20 protein-coding genes are annotated in these 18,054 nt (G+C 38.3%); 18 read left to right on the top strand and 2 right to left on the bottom strand.

The genetic code is table 11. The annotated features are described in order from the left end of the window. Positions 1-75 precede the first annotated feature (75 nt). The 7 genes from IGK96_RS08575 to IGK96_RS08545 all read left to right on the top strand — a co-directional run bounded on the left by IGK96_RS08575 (position 76) and on the right by IGK96_RS08545 (position 5,977). Positions 76-1,368: a UDP-N-acetylglucosamine 1-carboxyvinyltransferase gene (locus tag IGK96_RS08575; RefSeq protein ID WP_002357969.1), complete on the top strand. Its 1,293-nt coding sequence runs from the start codon at positions 76-78 to the stop codon at positions 1,366-1,368. Next, complete coding sequence (gene rho, locus IGK96_RS08570; protein WP_002357968.1) at positions 1,365-2,657, top strand: transcription termination factor Rho; 1,293 nt, start codon at positions 1,365-1,367, stop codon at positions 2,655-2,657. Before IGK96_RS08575 ends, rho begins: the two co-directional genes overlap by 4 nt. Before the next feature lie 100 nt (positions 2,658-2,757). Next, on the top strand, positions 2,758-3,027 hold the full coding sequence (locus IGK96_RS08565; protein WP_002357967.1) for a type B 50S ribosomal protein L31: 270 nt from the start codon (positions 2,758-2,760) through the stop codon (positions 3,025-3,027). A 237-nt stretch (positions 3,028-3,264) separates the two neighbouring features. After that, positions 3,265-4,329 (top strand): DUF916 and DUF3324 domain-containing protein, encoded by a 1,065-nt coding sequence (locus IGK96_RS08560; RefSeq protein ID WP_104876265.1) that lies wholly within the window; start codon positions 3,265-3,267, stop codon positions 4,327-4,329. Further along, complete coding sequence (locus IGK96_RS08555) at positions 4,322-4,534, top strand: hypothetical protein (RefSeq protein ID WP_002357965.1); 213 nt, start codon at positions 4,322-4,324, stop codon at positions 4,532-4,534. The genes IGK96_RS08560 and IGK96_RS08555 overlap by 8 nt, the downstream gene beginning before the upstream one ends. Positions 4,535-4,759: 225 nt before the next feature. Further along, positions 4,760-5,638, top strand: coding sequence for a fructokinase ScrK (scrK, locus tag IGK96_RS08550; RefSeq protein ID WP_010713508.1), 879 nt, complete (start codon positions 4,760-4,762; stop codon positions 5,636-5,638). A 90-nt stretch (positions 5,639-5,728) separates the two neighbouring features. Further along, on the top strand, positions 5,729-5,977 hold the full coding sequence (locus tag IGK96_RS08545; protein ID WP_002357962.1) for a YtxH domain-containing protein: 249 nt from the start codon (positions 5,729-5,731) through the stop codon (positions 5,975-5,977). A gap of 57 nt (positions 5,978-6,034) precedes the next feature. On the opposite strand, the gene nfsA is transcribed toward IGK96_RS08545, so the two are convergent. Beyond that, on the bottom strand, positions 6,035-6,769 hold the full coding sequence (gene nfsA / locus IGK96_RS08540; protein WP_104846729.1) for an oxygen-insensitive NADPH nitroreductase: 735 nt from the start codon (positions 6,767-6,769) through the stop codon (positions 6,035-6,037). A gap of 83 nt (positions 6,770-6,852) precedes the next feature. After that, a complete protein-coding gene (locus IGK96_RS08535) occupies positions 6,853-7,311 on the bottom strand; it encodes an S-ribosylhomocysteine lyase (RefSeq protein WP_002357960.1) in 459 nt (152 codons plus the stop codon). Positions 7,312-7,517: 206 nt separating this feature from the next. On the opposite strand from IGK96_RS08535, the gene IGK96_RS08530 reads away from it, so the two are divergent. From IGK96_RS08530 to yycF, 11 genes are all read left to right on the top strand, one after another. Then, positions 7,518-8,585: an aspartate-semialdehyde dehydrogenase gene (locus IGK96_RS08530; RefSeq protein WP_085443380.1), complete on the top strand. Its 1,068-nt coding sequence runs from the start codon at positions 7,518-7,520 to the stop codon at positions 8,583-8,585. 33 nt (positions 8,586-8,618) lie between these two features. Next, positions 8,619-9,491, top strand: a complete 873-nt coding sequence (gene dapA / locus IGK96_RS08525; RefSeq protein WP_002357957.1) for a 4-hydroxy-tetrahydrodipicolinate synthase — start codon at positions 8,619-8,621, stop codon at positions 9,489-9,491. A 30-nt stretch (positions 9,492-9,521) separates the two neighbouring features. After that, a complete protein-coding gene (locus tag IGK96_RS08520) occupies positions 9,522-11,210 on the top strand; it encodes a ribonuclease J (protein WP_438756054.1) in 1,689 nt (562 codons plus the stop codon). Positions 11,211-11,334: 124 nt separating this feature from the next. Next, a complete protein-coding gene (locus IGK96_RS08515) occupies positions 11,335-12,717 on the top strand; it encodes a bifunctional metallophosphatase/5'-nucleotidase (RefSeq protein WP_438756052.1) in 1,383 nt (460 codons plus the stop codon). Positions 12,718-12,751: 34 nt separating this feature from the next. Beyond that, the gene (locus IGK96_RS08510; protein WP_002394356.1) at positions 12,752-13,387 is read left to right on the top strand and encodes a YutD family protein; all 636 of its coding nucleotides are present in this window, start codon (positions 12,752-12,754) and stop codon (positions 13,385-13,387) included. Positions 13,388-13,392: 5 nt separating this feature from the next. After that, on the top strand, positions 13,393-14,163 hold the full coding sequence (locus tag IGK96_RS08505; protein WP_002357953.1) for a TIGR01457 family HAD-type hydrolase: 771 nt from the start codon (positions 13,393-13,395) through the stop codon (positions 14,161-14,163). After that, entirely contained in the window at positions 14,151-14,804 is a 654-nt protein-coding gene (locus IGK96_RS08500; RefSeq protein WP_080296822.1) for a TIGR01906 family membrane protein, read from the top strand. The genes IGK96_RS08505 and IGK96_RS08500 overlap by 13 nt, the downstream gene beginning before the upstream one ends. A gap of 126 nt (positions 14,805-14,930) precedes the next feature. After that, a complete protein-coding gene (locus tag IGK96_RS08495; protein WP_002361647.1) occupies positions 14,931-15,500 on the top strand; it encodes a DUF1836 domain-containing protein in 570 nt (189 codons plus the stop codon). After that, positions 15,493-16,353 carry a DegV family protein gene (locus IGK96_RS08490; RefSeq protein WP_113851227.1) on the top strand — a complete coding sequence of 287 codons (861 nt, stop codon included), beginning with the start codon at positions 15,493-15,495 and terminating at the stop codon, positions 16,351-16,353. The genes IGK96_RS08495 and IGK96_RS08490 overlap by 8 nt, the downstream gene beginning before the upstream one ends. 117 nt (positions 16,354-16,470) lie before the next feature. Then, complete coding sequence (locus tag IGK96_RS08485) at positions 16,471-17,172, top strand: MIP/aquaporin family protein (RefSeq protein WP_002390101.1); 702 nt, start codon at positions 16,471-16,473, stop codon at positions 17,170-17,172. A 173-nt stretch (positions 17,173-17,345) separates the two neighbouring features. Next, positions 17,346-18,050, top strand: a complete 705-nt coding sequence (yycF, locus tag IGK96_RS08480) for a response regulator YycF (RefSeq protein WP_002357947.1) — start codon at positions 17,346-17,348, stop codon at positions 18,048-18,050. Positions 18,051-18,054 lie beyond the last annotated feature (4 nt).

Below are 18,054 nucleotides of genomic sequence, written 5' to 3'. Positions count from 1 at the left end.
TCTTAAGCTTGATTATGATAGAATGATTGGGTAGTTTATTTAGAAAACGTATATTACAGATAGGTGAGAATATAAATGAAAAAAATCGTAATCAATGGGAATCGTCCATTAAAAGGCGAAGTAACCATTAGCGGCGCCAAAAATAGTGTGGTCGCTTTAATTCCAGCTGCTATTTTAGCAGATTCGCCCGTGACTTTAGATGGCGTTCCTGACATTCAGGATGTTCACTCATTAATTGAAATTTTAGAAATTATGGGTGCTAAAATTACTTTTGAAAATAATACATTAATTATTGACCCAACAGAAGTTGTTTCTGTACCTATGCCAAAAGGAAAAATCAATAGCTTACGTGCGTCCTATTATTTTATGGGCTCACTTCTTGGTCGATTTGGGGAAGGCGTTGTCGGCTTACCTGGCGGTTGTTACTTAGGACCTCGTCCAATTGATTTACATATCAAAGGATTTGAAGCATTAGGCGCTCATGTAACCAACGAACATGGGGCGATGTACTTGAGAACAGACGAAGCTGGCTTACAAGGAACACGAATTTTTATGGATATGGTATCTATTGGCGCTACAATCAATGTCATGTTAGCCGCAGTTAAAGCCAAAGGCAAAACGATTATTGAAAATGCTGCGCGTGAGCCAGAAATTATTGATATTGCTACATTATTAAATAACATGGGTGCAAAAGTCCGAGGAGCTGGAACGGACGTTATTCGGATTGAAGGTGTCGAAGAATTACATGGCTGTCGTCACTCGATTATTCCAGATCGAATTGAAGCTGGGACTTATTTAGCTATGGCAGCAGCTATGGGTGAAGGAATCAAGGTTCGAAATGTTATTTATGAGCATTTAGAAAGCTTCATTGCGAAATTGCAAGAAATGGGCGTTAAGATGACAATTGAAGAAGACATGATTGAAGTTCATCCGTCACATGATCTGAAAATGACGACGGTGAAAACCTATCCGTATCCTGGTTTTGCCACAGACTTGCAACAACCGTTAACGCCATTACTTTTAAAAGCGCAAGGAACTGGTGAAATTATTGATACGATTTATGCTCAACGAAATAAGCATATCCCTGAGTTAGTGCGGATGGGGGCTGATGCTTCGGTTGAAGGCAATATGATTATCTTAAATGGCCCAAATCAATTGCACGGTGCAGAAGTAGTCGCCTCTGATTTACGGGCAGGCGCTTGCCTAGTCACTGCCGGCTTGATGGCTGAAGGTACGACCACGATTTATAATGTAGAATATATTTTACGTGGGTACGACCACATTATCGAAAAGTTAACTGCTTTGGGTGCTGATATTCAAATGCTAGAAACCGAAGAACAAGAAGGTCCGTTTGAGGTGGATCAATGAGCGACTATTTAACAATGGCTGAATTGGAAAACAGTACGTTAAAAGATATTTATGCGTACGCGAAAGAGTTTAAAATTCCTTATTATAGCCAAATGAACAAAAAAGAATTGTCTTTAGCTGTGATTCGTGCACAAGCTGAGAAGCAAGGGTTTTTCTTCATGGAAGGAATTTTAGATATTGTTTCTCAGGATGGTTATGGCTTTTTGCGGCCAATTAATTATGGACCAAGTGCAGAAGACATTTATATTTCTTCTTCTCAAATTCGTCGTTTCGGATTGAGAAATGGGGACAAAGTAGCTGGCAAGGCGCGTCCGCCAAAGGAATCAGAACGTTACTATGGACTCATGCATGTTGAAAGTGTCAATGGGAAAGATCCTGAAGAAGCGAAAGAGCGGCCACATTTTCCAGCGCTAACACCGTTGTATCCTGAAAAACAATTAACGTTAGAAACAACGGCTGGCAGATTATCAACACGAATGATTGATGTATTTGCCCCAATTGGTTTTGGGCAACGTGGTTTAATTGTAGCGCCGCCAAAAGCGGGAAAAACAAGTGTTTTAAAGGAAATTGCTAATGGGATTACAGAAAATCATCCTGATGTGGAATTGATTCTGTTGTTAATTGACGAGCGTCCTGAAGAAGTGACTGATTTAGAGCGAAGCGTTAAAGGCGATGTGGTTTCTTCAACTTTTGATCAACAACCACAAAATCATACGCGAGTTGCTGAATTGGTTCTGGATCGAGCAATGCGCTTAGTTGAAGACAAACGGGACGTAGTTATTTTAATGGACAGCATCACTCGTTTAGCAAGGGCCTATAATTTAGTGGTCCCGCCTAGTGGTCGAACCTTAAGTGGCGGAATAGATCCAGCTGCGTTTTTCAAACCTAAACGATTTTTTGGTGCTGCCAGAAATATCGAAGAAGGGGGCAGTCTGACTATTTTAGCCACGGCATTGGTGGATACAGGTAGCCGAATGGATGATGTCATCTATGAAGAATTCAAAGGCACAGGCAACATGGAGCTCCATTTATCTCGTGAATTAGCAGAGCGCCGTATTTTCCCAGCAATTGATATTAAAAAATCAAGTACGCGAAAAGAAGAGTTGCTGATGACACCAGAACAACTAGAAGAAACGTGGAAATTGAGAAATAATATGTCAGGAGACTCGCTGGAATATACGGATCAATTCATAAAAATGTTAAAACGGACCCAAAATAATCAACAATTATTTGAAGTTTTCCATGATGTTTCATTTGGCAAACAAATTAAAAGAAATCCAAAAAGATAATTGCATACCAACTGAAAACATGGTAAGATAGCATTGTTGTATACCGACAAAATAACTCTGATACAGCAAATGGATCAGGGCAAAGGAGCGAAAAAAACGTATGAAACAAGATATCCATCCAAATTACCAACCAGTAGTATTCATGGATTCAACAACAGGTTTCAAATTCCTTTCAGGTTCAACTAAAGGATCTTCAGAAACTGTTGAATGGGAAGATGGCAACACTTATCCATTATTACGTGTTGAGGTTACTTCAGACTCACACCCATTCTACACTGGTCGTCAAAAATTCACACAAGCCGACGGACGTGTGGACCGTTTCAACAAAAAATACGGTCTCAAAGACGAAAACGCAAATCCAGACGCATAGTCTTTCAAAACATTGTTATGACAAGGTTTATAGAGGTTTTCCACTGTGGTGGGAAACCTCTATTTTTGCGTTAAATATGTAGTTTTAATTCAGAGAAAAGAAATAAAGTAACTTAACAATCTTTTCTTCTTTCTTTTCAAGATTATCCTTCCCAAAGGACAAAGATTGATCAGCGTTGTTTCGCTGGTTTGTTAGACTAGTAGGTACATTCAGCTTTATAAAGGAGATCTTGAAGAAATGAGTAGAAAAAAAGTCGGTGTTTTCTGTCTATTTCTGTTTTTTACATTTTTTATTATTGTTCCAAAAGTAGAAGCTACAGAAGAAATGAAGACTAAATTTACAGTAACGCCTGTTTTACCAGAAAATCAAGTGTCAGGAACATCTAGTTATTATGATTTAATTCTGGCACCAAAGCAATCTTCCACTATTGTCTTAGACATAAAAAATAAGACAGACGAAAAATTGTCCATCGTATTGACTCTAGCAAATGCATCAACAAATGATAATGGGTTGATTGTGTACAATGATTTTGATAAACCACTTGATTCATCGTTAAAGGTTCCGCTGACAGACTTGGTTACTTTAGAAAATGAGGAAGTGAGTGTGCCGCCTCATCAAACAGTATCAGCAAAGATGAAGGTGAAGGGACTTGATCAGCCTATCAAAGGAGTTGTTTTAGGCGGGGTTTATGCGCATCTCAAAGATGAAAAAACAGAGGAAGAGAACCAAACAATGGGATTAACCAGTCGCTACGGGTTTAATGTTGCGATTGCCATGAGGAGTGCTGAGAATGCTCCTTTAACAGAGGTGAACCAACTGAAATTAGCGAAAGTAACACCTACAATTGCTTTAGGGGCCAAATCGCTAAAGGCGGTCATTCAAAATCCATATGCTGCTATTTTTCCAGAAGTTCGTTTAGAAGGTCAAGTGATAAAAAAAGGATCCTCTAAAAAAATTGCACAACGGATACTAAAAAATGTTCGCTTTGCCCCAAATAGTTCCATGAATTTTCATCTTGATTTGGGTAAACAACCGCTAGATGCTGGGACTTATATATTTACAGGACGTGCTATTTTACAACAAGATGAACAACAGTCTTGGCCTTTTCAACAAGAATTTACGATTAACACTCGTGAAGCAAAAAAATTGAATCAAGAAGCTACGGTCAAATGGGTCCTACCTACATGGTGGTTACCGACTTTCTACACGTTGTTAGTAATCACAATTGGGGCAATTTATAGTGTCATTTGGCGCAATAATTATCAAAAAACAAGCGAAAAGGAGAGTGAGAATAATGGCTAGTTGGTTTTGGTTGTCTGGCGGTTTAGCGGTCATTTGTTTTATGTTTTTCCTCTTTTCTTTGCTGACTAGTATGAGTTTTATTCAGCATGCAAAAGAACCCAGAAGTATTCTAAAAGAAACGCTTTTAAGTTGGTTAATGCTTTTACTTAGTGGTGGGTGGATTACAATCGGACTATTGTTATATTTTTCGCTAAAGAATCAATAAACAAAAAACGAGCATTCATTGTTAGATAACCGTGAATGCTCGTTTTTTGTTTTAGGAAAATGCTCTTTAGCAACTTGCCAGATTTCATTGGGCAACCTGACTGAAATTGTTAAATTGTTCTGTCGAAACGAAAAAAAAGTGGTAAACTAAACGTGTATGTTAGTTATTTAATCAAAAGTAATGTATCCGCTTACTTATAAAATGGAAACGAAGGAGCATATTGCAATGACAGAAAAACTTTTAGGAAGTATCGAAGCCGGTGGCACAAAATTTGTATGTGGCGTTGGGACAGATGATTTGACCATTGTGGAACGTGTCAGTTTTCCCACAACAACCCCAGAAGAAACAATGAAAAAAGTAATAGAATTTTTCCAACAATATCCTTTAAAAGCGATTGGGATTGGTTCGTTTGGTCCGATTGATATTCACGTTGATTCTCCTACGTATGGTTATATCACTTCTACACCAAAATTAGCTTGGCGTAACTTTGACTTGTTAGGAACTATGAAACAACATTTTGATGTGCCAATGGCTTGGACAACGGATGTGAATGCTGCGGCATATGGTGAGTATGTTGCTGGAAATGGGCAACATACATCTAGTTGTGTATATTATACAATTGGAACTGGTGTTGGCGCTGGAGCGATTCAAAACGGTGAGTTTATTGAAGGCTTTAGCCACCCAGAAATGGGGCATGCGTTAGTCCGTCGTCATCCTGAAGATACGTATGCAGGAAATTGTCCTTATCATGGAGATTGTTTAGAAGGGATTGCAGCAGGACCAGCAGTTGAAGGTCGTTCTGGTAAAAAAGGTCATTTATTGGAAGAGGATCACCAAACTTGGGAACTAGAAGCTTATTATTTAGCGCAAGCGGCGTACAATACGACTTTATTATTAGCGCCAGAAGTGATTATTTTAGGTGGCGGCGTCATGAAACAACGTCATTTGATGCCGAAAGTTCGTGAAAAATTTGCTGAATTAGTCAATGGATACGTGGAAACACCGCCTTTAGAAAAATACTTGGTGACGCCTCTTTTAGAAGATAATCCAGGAACAATTGGTTGCTTTGCCTTGGCAAAAAAAGCTTTAATAGCTCAAAAATAACCATTTATTCGCAGTTCATGCATTATATTTGAAGGAAATGGCTAAGAATGATACTCTTATTATGTAATTAATTATTTAGGAGGGATTAGCATGGCAGATTTAAAAGGACGTTTTGACGATGCAAAAGATAAAGTAGAAGGTACTGCAAAAGAAGCGCAAGGCAAAGTTACGGATGATAAAGGCAAAGAACTTGAAGGAAAAGCTCAATCAACCTTTGCTGACGTAAAAGACAAAGCACGTGATGCCGGCGACGACCTTAAAGAAGGCGCTGAAAAATTAACTGATAAAGTTAAAGAAGGCTTTGAAGACTTAAAAGACAAATTTAGTAAAGATAAATAAAAATTAACAAAAGAGCGTGGGCTTACGTTATTTCAACGTAAGCCCACGCTCTTTTGTTTAGACATCAAATCCTTGTTTTTGCAAGAAAATTTTTACTTCTGGGCGACGATTATAAGAAAAATAGGACAAAGATTTCTGTGACCAATCCGCTGTTTGGGCGTTACTTGAGCGGCTGGCATAATAATCTTTTAATAATTCATCATATGTGTGCATATCTGTCAATTTGTCTGATTGGTAGTGATTTTCGCTTAAAATATTTTCAAAAGGCATCCGTGGTTTTACACCATTTAACGTTTCTGGTACACCGATTGTTAATCCGAAAAGTGGTACAGTTAATTCAGGCAAAGATAAGCGTTTGGCTACTGTGTCTAAGTCATTTCGAATGCCGCCAATATAACAAATCCCTAAATCCATAGATTCAGCCGCAATGGCCATGTTTTGCGCAGCAATCGTTGTATCAACGGTAGCTACTAATAATGATTCTGGTGTCTTTAAGGGTTCCAATGATTGCCCCTCTTTTGACAAAATCGTTGCATGACGATACAAATCAGCAACAAAAACATAGAACACACCAGTGTTAACGACATAGTCTTCGCAATTCGCTAAACGTCCCAATTCTCTGCGTAGCTCAGGATCTTTGATTTCTATAATTGTATAAGCTTGTAAAAAATTGGAGCTTGATCCTGCTTGAGCTGCAGTAATTAACTGTTGTTTCTGCTTGTCCGTTAACGCTTGCTTTTTAAAATGACGAACGGAACGGTGACTTAGTAATTGTTCGATTGTTTGATTCATAAAAAACCTCCGTTTAAATTAAGAAAGAGAACAGAAAAACCCACAGCTTAATAGTGGGTTTCTCTGTCGTTAATTGCTAAAGATTACAGAATACGTTCAAATGGATCTAAACTAATTCCTTGGTCTAAGACAATTTTTGCATATTCTTTCGCTGCAAATAAAGAATGATCTTTGTAGTTTCCACACTCTTTTGCAGAGACTGCTGGAACAACTTCTGTATTGATTACTTTGTTTAAAACGTTGACTAATGCATCACGGATTTCTTGTGGTGAATGTTGATCCCACATAATCATATAAAAACCAGTGCGGCAACCCATTGGCGAAATGTCAATGATTCCTTTTAATTCATCACGCATGTTAACTGCTAATAAATGTTCCAACGTGTGTAATGCGCCTGTTGGTAGGGCATCTTTGTTTGGTTGTAAGAAACGTAAGTCATATTTTTCGACTAACGCATCACCATTTTGTTCTGTGCCAGCAAGGCGAACATATGGTGCTTTTACTGTGTTGTGATCTAATTCAAAACTTTCTACGCGTGCCATGAAATTTCGCTCCCTTTATAATTAAATTCGTTTTAACTATAACAAATTTAAGTCAAAAGTCAATGGATAGTCCTTTGATGGGTAATAGTTTTAAAATATCATGGGAAAATAAAAAAATCATTTTTTTGACTATGTAGGTTTTTTCAATACTATGGTAAAATAGGACAAGTAGCTTTTACAAGAAGGTAAGAGGGGAGTATGAAAATATGGGAAAAGAATATCATGTTGCCGTGGTAGGAGCAACAGGTGCTGTCGGGACAAGAATGATTGAATTGTTAGCAGAAACAAGTTTGCCAATTGCCAGTGTGAGGTTATTGGCGTCTAAGCGTTCTGCTGGACAAGAGATTCAGTTTAAAGGGCAACCTCTTATCGTGGAAGAATTAGTCCCGGAATCATTTGAAGGAATCGATTTAGCATTATTTAGTGCTGGTGGGAGTATTTCCGAAAAGTTTGCACCAGAAGCAGTTAAGCGCGGAGCTGTTGTTGTTGACAACACTAGCCATTTTAGAATGGCAAAAGATGTTCCTTTAGTTGTTCCAGAAGTGAACCCGGAAGCCTTGAAAAATCATCAGGGAATCATCGCAAATCCCAATTGTTCTACGATTCAAATGATGGTGGCCTTAGAACCAATTCGGCAAGCGTTTGGCTTAGAACGAATCATCGTTTCAACGTATCAAGCTGTGAGTGGCGCAGGTATCGGTGCGATTAATGAGCTAAAAGAACAAGCTGAAGATTTTTTAGAGGGAAAACCTGTCAGCGAATGGTCAGCTGAAATTTTACCAGCTGGCAGTGACGAAAAACATTATCCAATTGCTTTTAATGCGTTGCCTCAAATTGATGTTTTTTCAGAAGCAGGGTATACCTACGAAGAATGGAAAATGATGAATGAAACAAAAAAAATCATGGGAGACAACAAGCTAAAAGTCGTTGCCACCTGTGTCCGTATTCCGGTAATTTCAGGACATTCTGAGTCTGTTTATATAGAAGTGAAACAAGCAGATGCATCGGTCTCAGCCATCCAAGAATTAATGGCGCAAGCTCCAGGTGTAATTTTGCAAGATGAGCCAAGTGAACAACTATATCCACAAGCGCTAAATAGCGTCAACCAGAAAGAAACATTTGTCGGCCGTATTCGTCAAGACGTTGACGTGAAGAACGGTTTCCATTTATGGATTGTGTCAGACAACCTATTAAAAGGAGCTGCTTGGAACTCGGTCCAAATTGCTGAAACGCTACACGAAATGAATTTGCTTCGTGTACCTGAAAACGACTAGAAGGTTTGTATTGTATACTCGGGAGGGAATAGGATGGATTTAACGAATGCAACAATTATTACGGCAATGGTTACGCCGTTTCAAGAATCGGGAGAAATAGATTTTGATAAACTACCGCAATTGGTAGACTATTTATTGGCCAATCATACAGAAGGCGTTATTTTAGCAGGAACAACTGGTGAATCACCCACGTTAACTCATGAAGAAGAATTACAATTATTCCAGCGAATGATTGAACTGATCGATGGACGTATTCCGATTATTTGTGGTGTAGGTACGAATGATACACGTGACTCAGTCGCTTTTGTGAAAGAGTTAGCGACAATCGCTGGTATCGATGCTGTTTTGGCGGTTGTTCCTTATTATAATAAACCAAATCAAGAAGGTATGTATCAACATTTTAAAACCATCGCAGAAGCAAGTGAACTACCAATTATTTTGTACAATGTTCCTGGTAGAACGGCTGCATGTCTAGAAGTGGAAACTACTTTGCGCTTAGCACAATTGGAAAAAATTGTGGCGATTAAAGAATGTGCAGGGTTAGATGCAATTACTGAGTTGATTGAAAGAGCGCCAAAAGACTTTCTAGTGTATACTGGAGAAGACGGGTTGGCTTTTGCCACCAAGGCACTTGGCGGACAAGGGGTTATTTCGGTAGCCAGTCATGTCTTCGGTTCGTCAATGTATGAGATGTATCAAGCGCTGGAGCAGGGGAACTTGCCGGAAGCGGCTAAAATTCAACGACAGTTATTACCAAAAATGAACGCCTTGTTTTCAGTGCCTTCGCCGGCACCCGTGAAAGCGGCCTTAAATCATTTAGGTATTCCTGTTGGAAATTTACGTTTACCTCTAGTTGCTTGTACACCAGAAGAAGAGCAAAGAATTATTCGCACGTTAGAGATTTAAAGAACGTGTAATCATAGAGAGGTGAAAAGAGTGAGTACAATAAAAATCGTTCCATTAGGCGGCGTTCGTGAAAATGGAAAAAATATGTACGTTGCTGAAGTGGAAGATGAAATTTTTGTACTGGATTGTGGATTACAATATCCAGAGAACGAACTTTTAGGAATTGACGTTGTCATTCCGGATTTTACGTATTTAGAAGAAAATAGTGAACGAATTGCAGGGGTCTTTTTAACACATGGCCATGCAGATGCAATTGGGGCCTTACCGTATTTGCTTTCAAAAATTCAAGTGCCTGTTTTTGGGACAGAATTAACGATTGAACTAGCAAAACTAAGTGTCAACAGTCATGCGGAAACGAAGAAATTTAAAGATTTCCATGTGATTGACCCGCATACAGAAATTGATTTTGGTCAAGCAACGGTGAGCTTCTTTAAAACAACGCACACCATTCCAGATTCGATTGGCGTTAGCATCAAAACAAAAGAAGGCAACATTGTTTATACTGGTGATTTTAAATTTGATCAAAGTGCGATTGAGATGTATCAAACCGATTACGGCCGCTTAGCTGAAATTGGGAAAGAAGGCGTCTTGGCGTTACTTAGTGATTCATCAAATGCTGAAAACCCAGCCCAAGTTGCATCGGAAGCCCAAATCGCTGATGAAGTGTTCGACACGATTCGCTATTGGGAAGGACGAATCATCGTGGCATGTGTGGCAAGTAATTTGCAACGGGTCCAACAAGTATTGAATGCAGCGGATCGTTCTGGTCGTAAAGTCTTTTTGACAGGCCAAGATTTTGAACGGATTATTCGGACGGCGATGAAATTGGAAAAATTACAATTGCCAAGCGAAGATCTATTAGTGAAACCAAAAGAAATGAAAAAATATGCACCCGAACAGTTATTAATTTTAGAAACAGGCCGGATGGGAGAACCGATTAAGTCACTTCAAAAAATGGCTAATAATACACATGGTGTCGTTCGAATTGAAGAAGGCGATTTAGTTTATATTACGACAACGCCGACAACGGCCATGGAAACAACGGTTGCCAAAACAGAGGATATTGTCTATCGGGCCGGTGCTACGGTGAAGCAAATTTCCGACAATTTACGTGTGTCTGGTCACGCTAATCCGAATGACTTGCAATTGATGCTGAACTTAATGAAACCAAAATATTTCATTCCTGTCCAAGGTGAATACCGTCAGTTAGCTGCGCATGCGGACTTAGCACACGAAATTGGCATGCCTTATAAAGATATCTTTATTACAGGTCGTGGGGACATTTTAGAGTATACAAAAGGTAGAATGTCGGTAGCTGGCAGCACAACGGCCGAAAATATTATGATTGACGGGATTGGTGTCGGCGATATTGGTAATATCGTTTTACGAGATCGTCGTATTCTTTCCGAAGATGGTATTTTTGTGGCTGTTGTGACAATTAATCGCCGAGAAAAACGAATTGTTTCACCAGCTAAAATTACTTCTAGAGGTTTTGTTTACGTTAAAACAAGTAAAGACCTAATGAAAGAAAGTAGCAATATTGTTACAGAAATTGTTGAAAAACATTTAGAAAGTGACGATTTTGAATGGAGCAAACTGAAACAAGAAATCCGCGAAAACTTAAGCCGTTATTTATTTGAACAAACCAAACGTCGTCCTGTGATCTTACCAGTTATCATGGAAGCGACGCAACGCAAGCGTCCCAAAAATAACGCATAGTTCGTCCTGATAAAAGCAGGTGATTTTAGGAGAAATTCTTCTAAAGTCATCTGTTCTTTTTTGTAACTTTCTTCTATAAATATGGTACTATTAATCAGAGCGCTGAATAAAGGAGGCGATTTTAGTGGAAGAGATTGTGTTGTTTCATACCAATGATCTTCATTCTCACTTTGAAAATTGGCCCAAAATACGGCGTCTGGTTAAAGCCGAACGTTCGCTGTACCAAAAAGAGGGCAAAACAGTCGTAACCATTGATTTAGGTGACTTTTCAGATCGGGGTCATCCTTTGACCGAAGCAACAGATGGTCGAGCAAATGTAGCTATAATGAATACATTAGCGTATGATCTGGTTACAATTGGAAATAATGAAGGAATCGGCAATTCAAAGAAACAATTAGAGCATTTATATGATCAGGCAACATTTGAAGTGGTCTTAGCTAATTTAGAAGACCCAAAAACCCAAACGTTACCAGATTTTTGTCAAGCATATAAAATTATGACAACTAAAGAAGGCACAAAGTTAGGGTTTATTGGCTTAACCGCACCATTTCCTTTAACGTATAATCCCAATGGCTGGACAATCAAACAAGTGGAAGCAGCCCTTCCTCAACTCATTACAGAAGTTGCGCCTCAATGTGATGTTCTCATTTTGCTTAGTCACTTGGGGATAGATACTGATTTTATGATTGCGGCGAATTATCCTGAAATTCAAGTGATCTTAGGTTCCCATACACATCATTTATTTAAAGATGGTGAAAAAATTAATCATGTACAACTAGCAGCTGCTGGCAAATATGGACAGTATATTGGTGAAGTGCATCTGTTTGTGGATACCGACACGAAGCAAGTCACAAGTTATGCAAAAACGATTGAAACAGCAAGTTTAGAAGAGCAAGCAACTGATGCCAAGGAAATTGCGGGTTACTTAACGGAAGGTCATCGACTATTGCAAGCGCAGCAAATTGCACAAATCCCTGAAACCTTGTCAACGGACTTACGGCAACCGCATGCCTTTATAACTGTTGCCTTGAAGGCGTTAAAAGAAGCGGGGCAGACCGAAGCGGCTGTGTTAAACAACGGGTTATTTTTAGCAGATTTACCAGAAGGAATAATCAATGCAGACCAATTACATGAGGCCTTGCCTCATCCAATGCATTTAATCAAGGTTACCTTGAAAGGGTCAGACATGAGCCGTTTGATTCGTGAAATGGAAAAAAGTCGTCAATTTCTGCGGAAATTTCCGATTCGCGGGATGGGCTTCCGCGGGAAAATTTTTGGCGAATTATGTTATGATGGGATTCGTTTTGAGCGAAATAGCCAGACCGTTTTTTGGCAAGGGAAACCTATTCAGCCAGAGCAGAAGTATACGCTGACAACAGTGGATCACTTTCAATTTGTTCCGTTTTTCCCAACGATTGAGTTAGTTGGAGAAGTCGAATTTTTATTTCCAGACGTTTTAAGAACTGTCGTGGCGAACTATCTGCATGCCCACTATCCAATCAAATAAAAACAAGGTATAATAAAAACTAGGTGGTGAAAAAATGACAGACAAAAAGACAACCGAAAAAAAAGAAAAAGAAACAGAAACTGCTGCAACCTTTACAGAAGAACTAACAGCAGTTCTTGAAGAAATAAAAGAAGAACCTGTAAAAGAAAAGAAAAAAGGGGAAATTGTCACCATTGTGAATGAAACAGATATTCAAATTGGTGAAAGAGAGTACCGAATTGTTAAAAATCATCGTGATGCCTTTGATCCTGAACGCTTAGGTGAACGGTTTAGTGAAGTATTAGCGCGTTATGATTATATCGTAGGAGACTGGGGCTATGAACAGTTACGCTTGCGTGGCTTTTTTGATACTTCTAATCGTCGGGCAGCGCCGGATCAACGCATTGATACACTAGAAGACTATTTGTATGAATATTGTAATTTTGGCTGTGCCTATTTTGTAATTGAACGAACAGGGGAACGTAAAGAAAAAACAACGCATCGTCGTCGTCGCCATAAAAAGAATAATCGTTCTAACGCGTTTGTCGAGGAAAAGAGTGCGCCCGCTAATAAAAATAGCAAGCCAGTGATTCGTACGCGAAAAGAAGAAAATAAAAAAACGACTACACCCAAACAGCCTAGTCCCAAAAAATCTGGCAAAGGCTTTACGATTCGTCAACGTGAGGAGTAAACAGAGTGAAAAAAGACTATCAAGGATATTTAATTGATTTAGATGGAACGATTTATTTAGGAAAAGAACCAATTCCAGCCGGAAAACGTTTTGTCGAGCAGTTACAGGAAAAAGATTTGCCTTTTTTATTTGTAACGAATAATACCACTAAATCTCCTGAAACAGTGGCACAACGTTTAGCAAATGAATTTGATATTCATGTCCCAGCATCCCTTGTTTATACAGCGACTTTAGCGACGATTGATTACATGAAAGAAACCAATCGAGGCAAGAAAGTCTTTGTCATCGGCGAGGCTGGTTTAATTGACTTAATTTTAGAAGCAGGTTTTGAATGGGATGAAACAAATCCTGATTATGTTGTCGTGGGACTTGATACAGAATTATCTTACGAAAAAGTGGTTTTAGCTACCTTAGCCATTCAAAAAGGGGCGTTGTTTATTGGGACCAATCCAGATAAGAACATTCCGACAGAAAGAGGCTTATTACCTGGTGCAGGTTCAGTTGTGACGTTTGTGGAGACAGCTACTCAAACAAAACCAGTTTATATTGGCAAACCAAAAGCGATTATCATGGAACGAGCGATTGCGCATTTAGGTGTGGAAAAAGAGCAAGTAATTATGGTTGGAGATAATTATGAAACCGATATTCAATCAGGGATTCAAAATGGTATTGATAGCTTGTTAGTTACATCAGGTTTTACCCCTAAGTCAGCTGTTCCAACTTTGCCAACGCCACCAACCTATGTTGTTGATTCCTTAGATGAATGGACTTTTTGAGTATGATAAGGTCGAAATTGCGTTTAAGGGAAACACTTGGACTCATTTGTTTGTTTTTAACGATTGTGGCTTTAAGTATCACGATCACGATTAATTTTCGTCCATTGTATCTTTTTGATATCCAACACTTAAATATTTTAAAAGACGTAGAGGTTGATCGTGTGACCTTGATTAAAAATTACGATCATTTAATGATGTACTTAAACAATCCTTTTGAAAAAACATTAGTATTTCCTGATTTTCCAATGTCTGATAGCGCGGCTTTTCATTTTTATGAAGTGAAAAAATTGTTTTTATTGTGCTATGGCGTATTACTAGTTACGTTGTTGCCTAGTTTCCTTTATTTAAAATATTTGGTGAAAAATCAGCGTTTATGGACATTGATACGGCCATTTCAGTGGGGAATGTTTTTGCCTGTGCTTTTTGGCTTTTTCATGCTGATTGGCTTTGATCAATTTTTTATTGCGTTTCATGGATTATTTTTTAACAACGATGCTTGGTTATTTAATCCGCTGACTGATCCGATTATCAATGCCTTACCTGAAGCCTACTTTATGCATTGTTTTATCTTGTTTTTTGTTTTATTAGAAGGCCTGTTTTTGATAGGTGTTTTAATCGGAAAACGTTCTTTAAAAAAATAAAGAGAGAAAAGTGAACAATTCCAAAATTGCTCGCTTTTCTTTTTTATTCAATCTAGTTTTAAAAACTAGATTGAATAATTGTCAAAAGTATGATATTCTTTTTTAGAAATGGTTAGGAGGGTTTTTATGGACGAGATAGAAAAATCACTACAAGATTGGGGCCAACAATTGGAAAATGTTCATTTGCCAAGATGGCATGAGTTACCAGATATTGAATTATATATGGATCAAGTGATTACTCTGATAGAAAAATACTTATCCCCATTGATTACACTGGAAAAACATACTTTGTTAACGTCCTCGATGGTTAATAATTATGTCAAACACGGGTTAATCCCGGCCCCAGTGAAAAAGCGCTACAATCAAAAGCATTTAGCGTTTTTAATTGCGATTACGTTGTTGAAACAAGTGTTAACATTGCCAGAAATTAAGCAAGGCATTTTATTCCAAGGAGCTACGGTTGGTATTCGTGAAGCGTACAATTTATTTTGTCAAGAACAGGAACGAGCGATTTATGTGATTGCTGCTCAAGCGCAAGAAAAAGAAGTTCAGGCCAAATCACAAGAACCTATGGGGATTGAATATTTGGCTGTAAAAGCAGCGACAATGTCTTTTGCTACTAAAATGTTTAGTGAAAAAGTGATTGAATTGGAACAAGAATACTTAAAAGAAATGGATGAGATGACACATGAATAAAGAAAAGATCGCACTACTGGTTGATTCTGGGACAGATGTTCCAGAGGCATTAGTCAAACAATACGGCATGTATGTCTTGCCTTTACAGATTATTTATCCTGAAAAAACCTATACAGATAAGGTAGATATTACACCAGAAGAAGTGTATCAACGTTTAGAGAAAGAAATCCCTAGTACTTCATTACCAGATGGCGCAACAATCCAAGCTATTTTTGACAAAATTAAAGAAGCGGGTTACGAAAAAGTCTTAGCGGTGACCATTTCTAGTGGTTTAAGTGGAACGTATAATGTGGTTCGCTTGCTTGGAGAACAAACCGAAGGACTAGATGTATTTGTTTTAGATACAAAGAACATTGGTATCGGGGCTGGCATTCAAGCGATTCGAGCAGCAGAATTAATTGAAACAGGATTAGGATGGCAAGAATTACAACAAAAATTAACAGAAGAAGTAGCCAACGCAAAAGTTTTTTTTAATGTAGCCACTTTAGAATATCTACAAAAAGGTGGACGAATTGGTTTAGTCACTTCTATTTTAGGGAATGCGCTAAAATTAAACCCCATTATTTCTTGTAATAAAGAAGGCATTTACTATACGGTGGCTAAGTCTCGCGGCCGTAAAAAAAGTCTTGATAAAACGTTTGAGTTGGTGACGAACTTTATAGGTGAGGCACCCCGTTTTCGTTTGGCAGTCGCTCACGGTGCGGCAGAGGAAGAAGCAAAAGCAATGATGGAACGCTTGAAAGCGGCTTTTCCACAAGCAGAAGAAATTTACTTTGGAACGATTAGTCCGGCATTAGTTGTTCATACAGGAACAGGACTTTTAGGTGTTGGTATACAGTTATTAAATGATTAATTAAATGAAAAATCCCCTCAAATTTTTTTGAGGGGATTTTTCATTTAAGATTTCTCTTTTTCATAGAAATATCATTTTGCTGAAAAAACAACGAAAATTATATTGAAAATTTCACGAATGTGTTACAATTTGTCTACAAAGGGGGAATTTTTTGTGAAAAAAGCAATAGCAGAATGTTTAGGAACATTTATTCTTGTCTTTTTTGGGACAGGAACAGCCGTTCTAGGAAATGGTATGGAAGGGATTGGAACAACGGGGATTGCCTTAGCATTTGGGTTAACAATCGTTGCTGCTGCCTATAGTATTGGCACAATTTCAGGTGCACATCTAAATCCAGCTGTTTCTATAGGAATGTGGCTTAATAAACGAATAACAACAATGGAATTAATCTACTATGTAGTGGGACAAATTGTTGGTGGCTTGATTGCCTCATTTGCATTATTAAGCATTCTAAAAGGTGCTGGTAAAAGTATTGAGAACTTAGGTCAAAATGGCGTAGGGGAATTAAGTGTTGCTGGTGCATTGACAGTCGAAATTATTTTAACATTTATTTTTGTTTTAGTTGTCATGACAGTTACAAGTGCTAAGAAAGGCAATGCTTCATTAGCAGGAATCGTAATTGGGTTAACACTAACAATGATTCACTTAGTCGGTATTCCTTTGACAGGAACTTCTGTCAACCCAGCTCGTAGCATCGCGCCAGCTGTTTTTGCGGGTGGTTCAGCGTTATCTGAGTTGTGGATTTTTATCGTTGCGCCATTAATTGGTGGATTATTAGCCGCTCTTGTAGCAAAATTCGTCTTAGATACGGAAGAATAGATTAGCGGAAGAAGAATCTTTGATAACAAGCGTCAATTGTTGTCAGAGATTCTTTTTTTGTTATACTAGGAGAACCTAAAGGCGCATTTTTAACCAAAGATGAAAACATCATCAAAATAAGGTATAATAGGAAAGTATCAAATAAGATTAGAAGGAAAAAGAGGTGTCTCTTTGTGAAGAAAATTTTAGTAGTTGATGACGAGAAGCCAATTTCAGAGATCGTTAAATATAATTTGGTTAAAGAAGGATATGAAGTATTTACTGCTTATGATGGAGAAGAAGCACTTGAAAAAGTGGAAGAAGTGGAACCAGACTTAATTATTTTAGACTTAATGCTCCCTAAAATGGATGGCTTAGAAGTCGCGCGAGAAGTGCGCAAAACACATGATATGCCAATCATTATGGTGACTGCCAAAGATTCTGAAATTGATAAGGTTTTAGGATTGGAATTAGGAGCCGATGACTATGTAACGAAACCATTTTCAAATCGTGAACTAGTCGCTCGTGTAAAAGCCAATTTACGGCGAGGTGCAACCAATGCGAAAGAAGCCGAGGTGACAACACAATCTGAATTAACGATTGGTGATTTAACCATTCATCCTGATGCATACATGGTCTCAAAACGGGGTGAAAAAATTGAATTAACCCACCGTGAATTTGAGTTACTTTATTACTTAGCAAAACATATCGGACAAGTGATGACTCGTGAACATTTGTTACAAACCGTTTGGGGTTATGATTATTTTGGGGATGTGCGGACAGTGGACGTAACCGTGCGTCGTTTAAGAGAAAAAATTGAAGATAGTCCAAGTCATCCAACGTATTTAGTTACTCGTCGTGGGGTTGGTTATTATCTAAGAAATCCTGAACAGGAGTAATCAG

This window comes from Enterococcus sp. DIV0682, assembly GCF_051712685.1.
Taxonomy (GTDB): domain Bacteria; phylum Bacillota; class Bacilli; order Lactobacillales; family Enterococcaceae; genus Enterococcus; species Enterococcus faecalis.
Note: the sequence above shows the minus strand (reverse complement) of the source record. Positions and strands in the feature narration are given on the sequence as shown.